General features: G+C 53.3%; 12 protein-coding genes. 7 read left to right on the top strand and 5 right to left on the bottom strand.

What is annotated here, in order from left to right; all coding sequences use genetic code 11:
- Positions 1-8 precede the first annotated feature (8 nt).
- Genes GH984_RS08220 through zapD form a run of 6 tightly spaced genes read left to right on the top strand, consistent with a single transcriptional unit; the run spans position 9 to position 5,906 of the window.
- The gene (locus GH984_RS08220; RefSeq protein WP_153719729.1) at positions 9-872 is read left to right on the top strand and encodes a carboxylate/amino acid/amine transporter; all 864 of its coding nucleotides are present in this window, start codon (positions 9-11) and stop codon (positions 870-872) included.
- 29 nt (positions 873-901) lie between these two features.
- Complete coding sequence (locus GH984_RS08215) at positions 902-2,464, top strand: GspE/PulE family protein (RefSeq protein ID WP_153719728.1); 1,563 nt, start codon at positions 902-904, stop codon at positions 2,462-2,464.
- Positions 2,465-2,466: 2 nt separating this feature from the next.
- Positions 2,467-3,678 carry a type II secretion system F family protein gene (locus GH984_RS08210; RefSeq protein ID WP_153719727.1) on the top strand — a complete coding sequence of 404 codons (1,212 nt, stop codon included), beginning with the start codon at positions 2,467-2,469 and terminating at the stop codon, positions 3,676-3,678.
- Complete coding sequence (locus tag GH984_RS08205) at positions 3,675-4,454, top strand: prepilin peptidase (RefSeq protein WP_153719726.1); 780 nt, start codon at positions 3,675-3,677, stop codon at positions 4,452-4,454. Before GH984_RS08210 ends, GH984_RS08205 begins: the two co-directional genes overlap by 4 nt.
- An 8-nt stretch (positions 4,455-4,462) precedes the next feature.
- Complete coding sequence (gene coaE / locus GH984_RS08200) at positions 4,463-5,068, top strand: dephospho-CoA kinase (RefSeq protein WP_153719941.1); 606 nt, start codon at positions 4,463-4,465, stop codon at positions 5,066-5,068.
- Between the two features lie 34 nt (positions 5,069-5,102).
- A complete protein-coding gene (zapD, locus tag GH984_RS08195; protein ID WP_253939186.1) occupies positions 5,103-5,906 on the top strand; it encodes a cell division protein ZapD in 804 nt (267 codons plus the stop codon).
- On the opposite strand, the gene GH984_RS08190 is transcribed toward zapD, so the two are convergent.
- From GH984_RS08190 to secA, 3 genes are read right to left on the bottom strand one after another with little or no spacing between them, the layout of a single operon-like run.
- Positions 5,890-6,837 carry a Nudix family hydrolase gene (locus tag GH984_RS08190; protein ID WP_153719724.1) on the bottom strand — a complete coding sequence of 316 codons (948 nt, stop codon included), beginning with the start codon at positions 6,835-6,837 and terminating at the stop codon, positions 5,890-5,892. The genes zapD and GH984_RS08190 overlap by 17 nt on opposite strands.
- 2 nt (positions 6,838-6,839) lie before the next feature.
- The gene (argJ, locus tag GH984_RS08185; protein ID WP_253939185.1) at positions 6,840-8,066 is read right to left on the bottom strand and encodes a bifunctional glutamate N-acetyltransferase/amino-acid acetyltransferase ArgJ; all 1,227 of its coding nucleotides are present in this window, start codon (positions 8,064-8,066) and stop codon (positions 6,840-6,842) included.
- Positions 8,041-10,731 (bottom strand): preprotein translocase subunit SecA, encoded by a 2,691-nt coding sequence (gene secA / locus GH984_RS08180; RefSeq protein WP_153719723.1) that lies wholly within the window; start codon positions 10,729-10,731, stop codon positions 8,041-8,043. Before secA ends, argJ begins: the two co-directional genes overlap by 26 nt.
- 77 nt (positions 10,732-10,808) lie before the next feature.
- Between secA and GH984_RS08175 the strand changes: the two genes are divergently transcribed.
- Positions 10,809-11,273, top strand: coding sequence for a DciA family protein (locus GH984_RS08175; RefSeq protein ID WP_153719722.1), 465 nt, complete (start codon positions 10,809-10,811; stop codon positions 11,271-11,273).
- Here GH984_RS08175 and lpxC read toward each other — a convergent pair.
- The gene (gene lpxC / locus GH984_RS08170; protein ID WP_153719721.1) at positions 11,270-12,187 is read right to left on the bottom strand and encodes a UDP-3-O-acyl-N-acetylglucosamine deacetylase; all 918 of its coding nucleotides are present in this window, start codon (positions 12,185-12,187) and stop codon (positions 11,270-11,272) included. The two genes, GH984_RS08175 and lpxC, sit on opposite strands and share 4 nt — an antisense overlap.
- A 28-nt stretch (positions 12,188-12,215) precedes the next feature.
- Positions 12,216-13,361: a cell division protein FtsZ gene (gene ftsZ / locus GH984_RS08165; protein ID WP_153719720.1), complete on the bottom strand. Its 1,146-nt coding sequence runs from the start codon at positions 13,359-13,361 to the stop codon at positions 12,216-12,218.
- Positions 13,362-13,378: the final 17 nt, after the last annotated feature.

The raw sequence follows: 13,378 nt of genomic DNA, 5'->3' as shown, positions 1-13,378 counted from the left end.
CGCTGCTTATGAATTACTTGATCTTTGTCACCCTGCTTTGGGCGTTTTCCTTCAGCTTAATTGGGGAATACTTAGCAGGCCATGTCGATAGTGACTTTGCCGTACTGAGCCGGGTTATTCTGGCAGGGCTGCTCTTTTTACCCCTCACCAAATTCCGTGGGCTTCCGCGTACCCTCATCAGCGGTGTCACACTGGTTGGTGTGCTGCAGTTTGGCGTGACTTACCTCTGCCTATACCGCGCATTTGGGTATTTGAGCGTGCCAGAAATCTTGTTATTTACCATCACTACGCCCATTTATGTGGCGTTAATTGACGACTCTTTGTTCCGCCGTTTCTCGCCTGTCTCTCTTCTGGCAGCGCTCATTGCGGTGGGCGGCGCAGCGGTTATTCGCTACGACGGTATCACCGAAGACTTTTTTATTGGGTTTGTGTTAATTCAATTAGCAAATTTTGCGTTTGCAGCAGGTCAGGTGGGCTACAAGCATTTGCTCAGAAAACACCCCAACACGGGCCCGGCCTACCACCACTTTTTTTACTTTTATATCGGCGCCCTCCTGATTGCAGGGCCCAGCTTTTTTATTTTCGGAAATACGCAGATGATGCCAACCACCCTGACTCAGTGGGGTGTGCTGCTATGGCTCGGCATCGCCGCCTCTGGGGCCGGATTGTATTTTTGGAATCAGGGCGCGCGTCGAGTTGACGCGGGTACACTTGCCGTAATGAACAATGCCTTAGTTCCCGCTGGCTTGATCGTGAATTTAGTCATTTGGAATCGCGACGTCGATCTGCTCCGCTTAGCACTCGGTGGCGCCATCATCGGTGGCTCATTATGGGTGAATGCCCGCTTTAGACTGCGAACCAGTCCACAGTAACGATAGCCTCAGCATGTTTTGCTGGGCGCATGCCAAAACCAGAACGCCCCCAGCTTGCCACGCGACTTATCGCTGCTGGTCTTTTAGATGCAGCGAGTTGTGACGAGGCACTTGCTACCGCCGAGCGCAATAGCAGCTCTTTCATCCGCTACCTGCTTGATGAAGCATTACTGCCACCCGCGCCATTAGCCCGCCTCATTGCTGAAGAATTTGATCTCCCACTACTATCGGGATATCAATGGCAAGCCCAGCAGAAGGCAGTCAATCAGGTTGATCCCGCGCTCATTCGGCGCTTGCATGTTCTTCCATTAACGCAAACTGATGGCAGTCTGCAGGTTGCGATCTCTGACCCAACCGAACTCGCGTCATTAGACGAAATTAGCTTTCAGACCGGCGTACCCACTGAGCCGATGATCGTGGCTGATGACGCCCTGAGCGCACAGATTGCCGCTGCACTGGGTCGCGTTGATCATGGCTTTGAAACCAGTACGCCCAGCATCGCAACAGAAGTTCATGATGATCGCGATGACGACACGCCGGTTATTCGCTTTGTAAATCGCTTACTACAGCAGGCCATTGATGATGTTGCGTCTGATATTCACATCGAACCATTTGAGGGCGTCTGCCGTATCCGCTTTCGTCAGGATGGCATTTTGCACGAGGTTGCAACACCGCCGATCACCATGGCAGGCCGTATTGCCGCCCGCATTAAGGTAATGGCGAGGCTTGATATTGCTGAGCGCAGACTGCCTCAAGATGGTCGCCTGCGATTACAAAATGATGCGGGAGACAATGTGGACTTTCGGGTTAGCATATGCCCCACCCTTTATGGAGAAAAGCTGGTTTTAAGGCTGCTTTCAACGGCTGATAACGCCCCTGCGCTCGACTCTCTGGGGCTGGATCCTGAGCAACTTGCTACCTACATCACCGCTATAGATCGCCCGCATGGCATGATTTTAGTGACTGGACCCACTGGCTCTGGCAAGACAGTCACGCTTTATAGCGGATTAAGGCGCCTTAACAGTTCTGAGCGCAACATCCTGACCGTCGAAGATCCTGTGGAAATTAATCTGCCCGGCGTAAATCAAGTCGGTATTAACCCCAAAGCAGGGCTTGATTTTCCACGCACGTTGCGGGCTTTCCTGCGCCAAGATCCTGACGTGATTATGGTAGGAGAAATTCGTGATCGAGAAACGGCAGACATTGCCATCAAGGCAGCGCAAACCGGGCATCTTGTTCTATCAACCTTGCATACCAACGACGCCCCCAGTGCCATTACACGCCTATTAAACATGGGCATTGAGCCCTGGAATATCGTGGCCTCGGTCAACCTAATTATCGCTCAGCGGCTCGTCCGCCGGCTTTGCCCTGCCTGCGGCCCCGAGCATGCAGGTTGTGCTCAGTGCACCGGGGGGTATCGGGGTCGGATTGGGATCTACCAACTCTTACCAATGGATGCGAGTGCATGCCAGGCAATTTTAGCGGGCACAGCGCCTGTACCCGCAGAAGACCTACGTAGCGCGGGCAATCGAAAAGTAAGCGAGGGACTCACAAACCATTCCGAAGTTCTGCGAATCACGAACGAGTCTTAAAGATGCGTTGCTATTTCCTTTGGTACGGCATCGATCAACATGGCAAGTTGCGATACGGCCTCAATTGGGCTACTGATGGGCATCAGCTGCGCGCCCAATTAATCAACGCGCGTGTCATTCCTTATCGACAATTACGCATTCCTGAAGCTTTCGGACGATTCGCTAAAGCCAATGCCGAATCGGGTGGCAGCAAGCAGGTCCCTCAAATGCTGCGACAACTTGCCACCCTAAGCAACGCCGCAATCCCACTGGTACAAGCACTGGCAATTATTCGCAGTACGACACAGCATCGGGGATTAGCTCAAGCAATGGACGAGGTAATTGCCCAGATTGCCTCAGGTCAACCACTGGCCGTTAGCCTGCGCGCCCACCCCCGGCTCTTTGATGCAATTACCTGCAATCTGATTGACGCCGGCGAGCAGGCAAGCGCGCTAGAACCGCTGCTCAGCCGCGTGGCACATCATGCAGAACAACAAGCTCTGCTGCGACAAAAGGTTAGCCGCGCCATGCGCTACCCCTTACTGGTTTTGGCCGTTGCCAGTGCGGTCAGCCTTGCATTGCTGCTATTTGTGGTACCGCGTTTTGCTGAGATGTTTGGCGATTTTGGCGCAGAGCTCCCAATGGTTACCGCCCGGGTGCTTAGTGCCTCAGAGTGGCTTAAATCGGGAGGCTGGCAGCTCGGCATTGGCATTGGACTCTGTTTCATGCTCAGTTTGCGCTTAGGCAAACACCTGCCCGGACTCTCTTTAGTTATCGATAAGCTTAAGCTGCGTATTCCGCTTTTTGGTGCCTTTCAACAACGGGCCCTGATCGCCCGCCTCACCCGCACGCTTGGGCTAATGTTGCAGGCCGGAATGCCTCTTTCAGAAGCGCTTCCGGGCGCTGCCGACGCAACCAGCAATCGCTACTTCTTAAAAATCACCGAACAGGTGCAAGCGCAAATTACCGGCGGCCAGGGTCTAGCCACTGCTTTGGCAGACACCCACGCCTTCCCAATTCACGTAACTCAAATGATTGCCGTTGGTGAGGAAACCGGCGCACTTGGTGAAATGCTCGAACGCGTTGCAAGTCAGGAAGAAGCAGCCGTAGAGGCCACCGTTGATTCTCTTGGCGCCATGATCGAACCGTTACTCATGGTTTTTCTTGGTGTGGTTGTTGGCGGGCTGGTGTTGGCGATGTACCTGCCCGTTTTTCAGATGGGAGGGGTATTTTGAGCAGCGTTGTCAGCTTTATTTTAGGGTTACTGATTGGCAGCTTTTTAAATGTTGTTATCTATCGACTACCCGCCCAACTGCAACATCAATGGGCCGGCGGTGATAATAAAGATGCCCCACCCGGCATTCTCTGGCCAGCCTCCCACTGCCCACAGTGCAAAGATCGCCTGCGTTGGCATGACAACCTGCCCGTAATTGGATGGATAAAGCGCCACGGTCGCTGTCATAGCTGCCATGGCTCAATTTCTTTGCGCTATCCATTCGTTGAACTGCTCACCGCCACAAGCTTTGGCATCGTTGCTTGGCAATTAGACGCTGACATCATCGGGGTCTGCCTCATGGCAGTTAGCGCCGGGTTAATTACCCTAGCGGCCATTGATCAGGCGCATTTTATTTTGCCAGACTGCTTAACGCTAACTGGCTTATGGGCGGGCCTGCTGTTTGCAGTGGGACCAGGCTCACTAACACCCACAGAAGCCATTCTTGGCAGTGCTATCGGGTATCTGATTTTATGGTCAATGAATGCCCTACACCATCTGCTAACGGGTGAATTCGGTATGGGAAATGGCGACTTTAAACTGCTTGCCATGCTAGGGGCATGGCTAGGCGCTGGGGCGTTGCCGTTTGTGCTTATGTTAGCCGCAAGCGGAGGCGCCCTATTTGCGATTATGCGGATGGCGCTTGGTAAGGCTGGCCGAAAAGACCCAATGCCGTTTGGACCTTGGCTAGCCGGCGCCGGCTGGATCGCGTTAGTCTTTCCGTTTTCATGGAGTTAATTGAGCGTATGGGTAAGCCCCTTGTCATTGGACTAACCGGTGGGATCGCAAGCGGAAAGAGCTCGGTCGCTGAGGGTTTTTCACAACTCGGCGTTCCTGTTATCGATACTGATGCGATTGCCCGCGAAGTCGTTGCGCCCGGGATGCCCGCCCTTAATGCTATTAAAGCGCGCTTTGGCAACTCTGTGTTAGACGCTACCGGGCAATTAAACCGCCGTGCATTGCGTAATCTTATTTTTGAAGACGCTCAAGCGCGCGCTGATCTCGAAGCAATCACTCATCCTGCCATCCGTGACTTAGCACTTAACCGAATTGCCGCGGCTGACGCAAAGTATGTAGTCTTGGTAGTGCCCTTGTTAATTGAAAAAGGCTGGGATCGGCTTGTCGATCGGGTTTTGGTTATTGATGCACCCGAAAGCACGCAAAAGGCCCGCTTAATGCAGCGCGACGGCATTTCTGCTGAAAAAGCGCAAGCGATAATTAACAGCCAGGCAGACCGATCAAGCCGACTGACCAAAGCCGATGACGTTATCCATAACGATGCTGCTCTAGAAAGTTTAGACAATGAGATTTTAGCGCTGCATAACAAGTACCTGAGTCTCACTACAACCTAACCGGAATTTGCTCACGGCATAGGCCTGAGTGACAATGCAGACTATGGCAGGTAATCCGACCAAAGATTTAATTACCTATGAATACCCACTCAACGAGCGGATTCGAACCCTGCTGCGCCTAAATTTTCTCTTCGAGCGCGTGGAGTTTGGCAAAACTGGCAACAGCGAATGGCATGCGCGCACGGCCGTCGATGCGCTGCTTGATATTATTGATCTACTAACCCGCAGTGATGTTCGCGCCGAATTGCAAAAAGAGCTAGAGCGCCAACGCTCAACCCTTTCGCAACTGCGCGGTCTGCCCGGTGTTAAAGGTCAACAGCTGCAAACGGTGCTCGAACAAGCAGATCGTGTGAGCAAAGCGCTTCGCGAGGCGCCTCCCGGGCTACCTGCCTCGATGCGTGACAATGCCTTTCTAACGGCAATCAGCCAGCGAGCGGGGGTACTGGGTGGAACCTGTGCGTTTGATCTACCCGGCTATCATCTTTGGCTACAGTCGCCAGTTACCGAACGGCAGGCGCTAATAAAAGAATGGCTTAGTGGCTTTGAGGCTATTTCTGAAGGCTCTGCTCTGGTCCTTCGAGTATTAAGGCAAAGTGCCGATCCTATTGATGAAGTTGCCGCCGGTGGTAGCTATAACGCCAAGTTAGATCCCAACACCGCTATACAGATGCTACGGGTGCGCATGGATCGTACGACCCAATGCTTCCCTGAAATCAGCGGCAGCCGTCACTTTTGCACGATTCGATTTTTACATCAGCCCTCGCATGGAGAACGACCCAAACAAGTCGACCACGATGTGCCCTTTATTCTAGAGCGCTGCGTTATCCAAAGCCGCTAATACCGGCCACCCCCTGCCCACCCAATTGCCTCGCACTCGCAAGATCGTTCGGGCTCATTCCGCCCAGCGCATACAGTGGAAACGGCGCTTTAGCTGCCAATCGACCAAAACCGGCCCAGCCAATCGGCTGAGCATGAGGATGACTGCTTGTCGGGCGCACAGGACTGAGCACACCAAAATCCACGCCCAGCTTTGCTGCGGCAGCCAATTCATCTGTATTATGACAAGACGCAGCCACCCATGCCGCATCAGGCAGCGGCCGCTGCGACAGCGTGTTTAGCTGAGCTGCGGATAAATGCACGCCGTCCGCCCCAATCTGCTCCGCCAACTCGGCATTTCGATTAATTAACAACTCTGCATTTGCCCGATGGCAGCATTCAAGGGCTAGACGGGCTAATGCGGCCTGCTCACTGGGGGGCAAAGAGACGCGCAACTGAATGAGCTTAGCGCCGTTAGCAAGCACACGCTCTAACCGCTCCAGCCAGGCTGGCCACTCGGCACGCGAACCACAATCTGGCGTAATGACGTAAAAGGGCGGCAATTTTAGCGCTGTAATGATGGGCGAGTTAGCAGCTGGAAATGCTTGCACATCCAGTTCTGATATCGGGCACCACCGCAGGGGCTGATTTTCTCGACCATGCGCCTGACCCTGCCATTCTTGCACCCTGATAACCGCCAAGGTGACCCGACACTCAGGGTATTCAAAAGGGATTCGTATCAAAGGCTGGGTTTGACCAATAGTAATACCCAATTCTTCATTGAGCTCTCGGGCAAGGCCATCTAAAACAGATTCGCCGGGCTCTACCTTTCCACCGGGAAACTCCCAGCGCCCACCTTGGTGTCGCTTTAGGTCGCGTTGGGTAATGAGTACCGCGCCGGTTTTATCCTGCAGCACCCCCACGGCAACCAGCCAGTGCGGAAGCGATGACATTATCAGCTACGGTACTCCGCATTAATGCGGACATACTCATAAGAAAGGTCACACGTCCACACCGTCGCTTGTGCATCGCCACGGCCTAGGTTGATCTCAACGGTGAGGTGGTCTTCTTGCATAGCCCTGGCCACTACGGGTTCTTCGTAGGTATCAGCAAGCCCCCCTGCAATCGCAATTGGGTAACCACTAATCGAAATGGCAACTCGGCCAACATCCAAGTTATCAATAGGCGCTCGACCCACCGCCGCAAGAATTCGACCCCAATTTGGATCGCTCGCAAATAACGCAGTTTTAACCAAGGGCGACTCTGCCACCACAAATCCCACAGCCTCAGCCTCTGCCTCAGAGCGCGCCCCTGACACAAGAATGCTCACTAACTTGGTTGCACCCTCGCCATCTGCCACAACTTCTTGAGCCAGCTCAATACATAGTTGATTCAGTGCGGCGGCAAATGAACCCAGATCTGGCGAGGCAGAGTCCAAAGCGATACCCGAGGCGCCTGTAGCCATTAACGTGCAGGCGTCATTGGTGGAAGTATCACCATCCACCGTAATTCGATTAAAGCTTTTACCAACCGCAGTGGTTAATAACTGACGCAATAGCGAGCCCTCAACCGCTGCATCGGTAGCCACAAAAGCCAGCATCGTGGCCATATCAGGCCGAATCATGCCCGAGCCCTTCGCAATACCCGTGATAGTTACGGGGCCCGCTGAAAGATCCACTTGTACGCTACGCCCTTTCGGGCGCAAATCGGTGGTACGGATGCCATCGGCAGCCGCTGCCCACCCATCATCGGCTAACTTCTGATAAGCATCGGGCAGCGCCTCAATTAGGGGGGTAACAGGCAAGAGCTCACCAATTACACCCGTTGAATAGGGCAGGACCTGCTCTGGCTCACATCCCGCAACATCTGCGACGGCCTGACAGGTTTTTAGAGCGGCTTGATTGCCCGCTGCGCCTGTGCCCGCGTTAGCATTACCGGTATTAATCACTAAGTAGCGGCTTGGCGAATTCTGTAAATGGGTTTCTGCCAACCGCACGGGCGCAGCTCGGAAACGATTGCGCGTAAATACGGCCGCCACACTCGAGTCTTTCGCTAATTCAATTAGCACTAAATCTGGCTCTTCAGCGCGGCGGATGCCAGCCATTACCGTTGCAAGACGCACCCCCGCCACCGGATGTAGCGGTGGCAGCGGTGATTCACCCACCGCCATCGAGACGCCCATGACAAGCTTTATACTTTTTACCGGATCCGCAAGGGCAAGGCTCATTGCGGCCAACTTTTCGCTGGCCCCGAATAAATGGCTGACGCTCCTTGCCACCCCCTGCAGCCGGCGACGACGCGCTTTCATCTTGTGCCAGCGCATCGCTAGAGGCATGTTGGAACTGCATCGAACGCGCCTGTTGCGCGGCTCTTTCTGCTTCAGCCGCCTGCGTGTCTTCCGGACCGCGCACATTGACATTAAACAAGATGCGAATGGTTTCCCGCTTAATGCCATCTAGCATCTCGCTAAACATCTCAAACGCTTCTTTTTTAAATTCTTGCTTCGGATTACGTTGCGCCATTCCACGCAAACCAATGCCTTGACGCAGGAAATCCATTGCCGCCAAATGCTCTTTCCACTGATTATCGAGCACTTGTAAGAGGAAGCTTTTCTCAACCTCTCGCATATTCACACCAATAGCAGACACTTCTTCTTCTTTTGCGGTGTAGCGTGCTGCAACTTCTGTTTCGAGTCGCTCAGTAACACCATCTCGATCCAGCTCATCATCTTCTTCAAGCCATTGTGCCACCGGTAGGGCTATGCCAAATTGGCCTTGTAGCGACTCTTCAAGTGCCGGCACATCCCATTGATCCTCAATCGTACCGGGCGGCATGTGCTCAGCAACTAAAGCTTCAAGCACATCGTTTTGCATATCCACCACGGTGCCGGAGATATCCTCTGACTCCAGCAGCTCATCACGCTGGGCATAAATTACCCGCCGCTGATCGTTGGCGACATCATCAAAGTCCAACAGGTGTTTACGAATATCAAAGTTATGCGCTTCCACTTTACGCTGCGCATTTTCAATTACACGAGAGACCATGCCACTTTCGATAGCTTCTCCCGGTTGCATCCCCAGCCGCTGCATCATTCCTGATACACGATCTGAGGCAAAAATCCGCAAAAGGCTATCATCGAGGGAGAGGAAAAATCGGGTAGAACCTGGATCGCCCTGCCGCCCCGAGCGCCCCCGCAGCTGATTATCAATGCGCCGCGATTCATGCCGCTCGGTACCAATAACGTGCAAGCCACCCGCTTCGATAACCGCGTCATGACGTGCCTGCCAACCTTCCTCATCGCCTTCTGCATTACCACCCAACACGATATCGGTGCCACGGCCGGCCATATTGGTTGCAATTGTTACCGCCCCGGGCTTGCCGGCGTCTGCAATGATGCCTGCCTCGCGCTCATGCTGTTTAGCATTCAGCACTTCATGGGCAATTTTGGCTTTGGTTAACGCCGAGGAAATACGCTCCGAGCTTTCAATAGACGTTGTACCGACCAGCACCGGCTGGCCGCGTTTATTACAGTCTTGAATGTCTTCAATGATAGCGGCGTATTTATCTTCCTGATTTAAAAAGACCAAATCGTGATGATCGGCGCGCACCATCGGACGATGGGTAGGAATTACCGCCACTTCCAGGCCATAGATATGCTGAAACTCATAGGCTTCGGTATCGGCGGTACCGGTCATCCCCGCTAGCTTGTTGTACATCCGAAAATAGTTCTGGAAGGTAATCGAGGCTAGCGTTTGATTTTCTGCCTGAATCTCAACGCCTTCCTTAGCCTCAATGGCCTGATGCAAACCCTCAGACCAGCGCCGCCCTGGCATCGCACGACCGGTAAATTCATCGACGATGACGATCTGGTTATCCCGCACCAAATAATGCACATCTCGCTGATACAGCGTATGCGCGCGCAGTGCGGCATTGAGATGATGCACCATTGCGATATTACGCGTGTCGTATAAGGATTCATCCTCACCCAGCATGCCAGCCTGCCGCAGCAAGTCTTCGGCACGCTCTTGCCCATCCTCTGTCAAAAAGGCCTGACGAGCTTTTTCATCAAGATGATAATCACCGGGCCCCTCTTCTTCTTCCTGCGCCACCAGCTTCGGCACTAATTGGTTCATCTTCAAATACAGCTCGCTCGATTGCTCGGCGCGCCCAGAAATAATCAGTGGTGTTCTGGCCTCATCAATCAGGATGGAGTCCACCTCATCCACAATGGCAAAGTACCGCCCCCGTTGCATTCGATCACCAGCACGCAGCGCCATGTTGTCGCGCAAGTAGTCGAAACCAAATTCATTATTGGTACCGTAAGTAATATCGGCCTGATAGGCAGCGCGCTTACTCGGGCCATCCATGCCCGGCACAACAACACCCACCTCTAACCCAAGAAATCGATAAACCTGCCCCATCCATTCGGCATCACGGCGGGCCAGATAGTCGTTAACGGTAATAACATGGACACCCTCACCGGGCAGCGCATTGAGATAGGCCGCTAGCGTTGCCACCAGCGTTTTTCCCTCACCCGTTTTCATTTCGGCAATACGGCCTTGGTGCAACACCATGCCGCCAATCATTTGCACATCAAAATGGCGCATGCCTAGCGTGCGCTGTGCTGCCTCACGAACCAATGCGAACGCTTCAGGCAGCAATGAATCTAGGGTTTCACCGGCAGCAACACGAGACCGAAGCTCGGCAGTTTTATCGGGAAACGCGTCATCGGACAAAGCCTGAAGATCTGGCTCTAACTCGTTAATTCGCGAAACCTGGCGTTGTAGCTTCTTTACCAGCCGGTCATTACGGCTACCAAAGATCTTTTTTCCAATTGCATTTAGCATGATGAGATCCGGTTGGCATTCCACATTAAGAAGACGCGTTACTATAACGCATCAGAACGAATTCAGCAGGCAACGAGATGACAGAAAAAATGAGCGGACACCCAAAGCGCGTGCACCGAATTCTTGATCAAGCGCCTGATCGTTTACAACAAATCACGGCTCAAGCCCGCACGCTACAAAAAGCTGAACAGCATCTGCAGAGCGTTTTACCCGCACGGCTGCAGTCTCAATGGTCGCTAGCGGCCCTCAACCAACAACAGCTCGTAGTCGTTACAACCAGTGCGGCATGGGGAACCCTATTGCGCGGACATCAACGCAATTTACTGAATGCGGCAGAGGCACTTATCGGCCAAAAACCCCAATCATTTAAGCTACGTATTGTTGCGCCGTCTGCCCAGCAGACAAAAGGCAGCGCCCCGCAAATGAGTGATGCAACCATTGATTACTTAGAGACGGCCGCCAATGGCATGGCTGACCCGCGGTTACAAGAAGCACTCAGTAAACTTGCCGCACATGGGCGACGCTTTAGAGAAGAGAATTAAACCGCAGGCACCGGCTGATCGTAAGCGATTGGCACTTCCGCTTCATCATCCTCAAAGGTGACTTCTTCCCACGCATCTTGACGTTTCAGTAGCTCAAGCAAAATTCGATTGTTCATTTCATGACCGGATTTATAGCCATGAAAAGCACCAATCAAACTGCGATTAAGCTGATAGAGATCACCAATGGCGTCTAAGATTTTATGTTTGGCAAATTCATCTTGATAACGCAGGCCATCTTCGTTTAGAACCCGATAATCATCGACAACAATGGCGTTATCAAGACTACCCCCTAAGGCAAGGTTGTTTGCCCGAAGATATTCAATATCTCGCATAAAACCAAAGGTGCGCGCCCGGCTAACCTCTTTAACAAAAGAAGTTGAGGAGAAATCGACCTCGGCCGTACGTGCCCCTGACTTAAATACCGGGTGGTCAAAATCTAGCGTATAGCTGACTTTGAACCCATCATGCGGCTCTAGAGCCACCGACTTACCGTCGGCATCTTCAATCTTTAACGGCTTAATGATGCGAACAAATCGCTTTGGCGCGTCTTGCTCAAGCGTACCGGCAGAGCGAATCAAAAATACAAACGGCCCCGCGCTACCATCCATGATGGGTACTTCTGGTGCGGATAAATCGACATACGCATTATCGATGCCCAGGCCTGCCATGGCAGAGAGCAGATGCTCTACCGTTGCAACCCGAACACCGTCTTTACTCAAGCACGTTGATAGCACCGTGTCACCCACATTGTCAGGATGCGCGGGTATTTCTACCACCGGGTCTAAATCGACCCGGCAGAACCGGATGCCGGTGTTTGGGGGAGCAGGCCTTAGGGTTAGGTAGACCTTTTCCCCCGTGTGCAAGCCGACCCCGGTTGCCCGGATGCTATTCTTTAATGTGCGTTGTCGAATCATTTCTTTCCATAGTTTAGCAGACAATCCTTTAGTCTGCCTGCCGCCGCAAAAACGCCGGAATATCCAGATATTCCATGTCATTGTCAACGGCCGGCGCTGCCCCACCCGCAGCAACTTGCCGACGTGGCTCACTCTCAGCAGCCGGTGCGGGCGCGGGGTTCCCCCGACTCACCAAACGTGGCGTACGCACAGACTCTGACGGTGCAGCCGCCGCCTGCGCTGAAGGCAGCCCGGTTGCAACAACAGTCACCCTCAACTCACCTTCAAGCTCTGGATCAATAACGGTACCGACAACAACCGTGGCATCTTCTGATGCAAAGTCCTTCACCGCGTTGCCAACCTCATCAAACTCACCAATCGACAGATCAAGCCCGGCAGTAACATTCACCAACACGCCACGCGCACCAGCAATGTTGGCATCTTCCAGCAGTGGGCAAGCGATGGCACGTTCCGCCGCGTCACGCGCACGGTTCTGACCACTTGCTTCACCCGATCCCATCACAGCCATGCCCATTTCAGACATGACCGTTCTGACGTCAGCAAAGTCGACGTTAATCAAACCAGGCCGAGTGATCAGCTCAGCAATACCCTTAACCGCGCCAAGCAGCACATCGTTGGCAGACTTAAACGCATTTAAAAGCGTTAGCTCACTCCCTAGCACTGCCAACAACTTCTCGTTAGGAATCGTAATCAGCGAATCCACATCCCGAGCCAGTTCACGAATACCTTCTTCGGCGATATTCATCCGTCGACTTCCCTCAAACGGGAATGGCTTGGTGACGACGGCAACAGTCAGAATGCCGAGCTCCTTGGCAATCTGCGCCACAACAGGGGCCGCTCCAGTGCCCGTGCCACCGCCCATACCCGCTGTTATAAAGACCATATCGGCCCCTTGCAGCACTTCGGCAATCCGCTCACGGTCGTCCTCTGCCGCGTCGCGTCCTACCTCAGGGTTGGCGCCTGCACCGAGCCCTTTGGTGATCTCCTGACCCAACTGCAACGCCGTGCGAGCAGCGCTGTTTTTGAGGGCCTGTGCATCTGTGTTTGCACAGATGAAATCGACCCCATCGATATCGGCAGCCACCATGTGCTGAACGGCATTACCGCCGCCACCGCCTACACCAATGACCTTAATCACCGCATTTTGGTTGAATGAATCCATTAGCTCAAACATTGTCAAACCTCCTCAAG

The organism is Spiribacter salilacus (assembly GCF_009649225.1).
GTDB lineage: Bacteria > Pseudomonadota > Gammaproteobacteria > Nitrococcales > Nitrococcaceae > Spiribacter > Spiribacter salilacus.
This window is presented reverse-complemented; position numbering and strand designations above follow the sequence as displayed.